Here is a 1,057-nt window from a genome sequence, read left to right as displayed (position 1 = left end):
GACGACGAGGCCCTTGCTTCCCCGTTCGTCAAATGCCTCCTGCGGCTCATTCGTACTCAGGATTCCTTCGGCTTATGGGAAGGCCATTCGGATGCCGAGCTGCTGGCCGAGTTCATCATCACCAAGCAACAGCAACGTGCGGTACCCTTTGGCGGCGATCCCGATCCTGACGCGCTGTGGAGGCTCGACATGTTTTACACCGCCGTAGCGCTTGCGATCGAGGAGCGCTCCGGCGTGTCGACGTCGCCGACAATAGAAATGAAACCCGTGGGGGCTTCCGGCGGTTGGGCGTTCTGTCGAGACGTCCACCGGTTCGGCTTCGAGACTTTCCGCAAACTTGCTGAGGCCGGTACGAAACTGGTCGACGATGCGACTGCAGCCATTGAAGCCTAGCCCGAGATGGAGCGCATCAAGAAACCATTGTTCCAGGAAGGATCTATGTCAGACCTAGATAGGATGAGGAAAAAAGTCTGAAAGCTCCAGTTGCGTGCAGCTATTGCCAAGATGGCATTGCAGGACCTCGTCGAGGGTCTGCCGGGCAAGTGGGCCGACATACAGGAAGTCGCCGAGAAAACCCAAGCCGTTTATGCCGAGTTGGATGTTGCCAAGAGAGAACTCGCTTCAATGAAGAATTTAGGATGATGCGCACATTCACCACCCGTGACGGCTCCATTTGGATGCCGCCGTACCTGACCTCCATCGATAGCAAATCTGCATCGGCTGCTGCCGTTGTTTCAAGGTCTGCTCGCGCGATGTCATGCATCTTCACGGCGTTGATGATGCGGGTGAAATCCTCGCCCCTGCGATGACGAGGACGACGATTTCGACGGCAAGCTCAATCGCATGATCATGGTTGTCGATGATGCCGGCCGCTGCATAGGCTGCGGAGCCTGCGGCCGCGTCTGCCCCAAGAACTGCCAGACGCATGTTCCGGCCGACGAGCTCGCAACATGATCTGGCGAAAACCAGGGGAGCGGCGTGCACTTCATCTTTTTGTCGGCTCGTGGGGCTGGTCCTGTGCAGCAATGCGTCGATGGTTTACTTCGCTTTGGATTCG

The 1,057-nt window shown here is 57.3% G+C and carries 2 protein-coding genes and 1 pseudogene; all 3 read left to right on the top strand.

The features are described 5' to 3' along the window. Positions 1-393: DUF269 domain-containing protein (locus tag P9272_RS35860; RefSeq protein ID WP_127259213.1), on the top strand; the 393-nt coding region annotated here is incomplete at its 5' end. Positions 394-483: 90 nt separating this feature from the next. After that, complete coding sequence (locus P9272_RS35855) at positions 484-642, top strand: CCE_0567 family metalloprotein (protein WP_224571204.1); 159 nt, start codon at positions 484-486, stop codon at positions 640-642. Further along, positions 639-954: pseudogene (gene fdxB, locus P9272_RS35850) on the top strand (ferredoxin III, nif-specific). The gene P9272_RS35855 and the pseudogene fdxB overlap by 4 nt, the downstream one beginning before the upstream one ends. The last annotated feature ends 103 nt before the right edge of the window (positions 955-1,057 follow it).

Origin of the sequence: Mesorhizobium sp. WSM4976, assembly GCF_029625685.1 — a bacterium.
In the GTDB taxonomy this organism is placed as follows: domain Bacteria; phylum Pseudomonadota; class Alphaproteobacteria; order Rhizobiales; family Rhizobiaceae; genus Mesorhizobium.
This window is presented reverse-complemented; position numbering and strand designations above follow the sequence as displayed.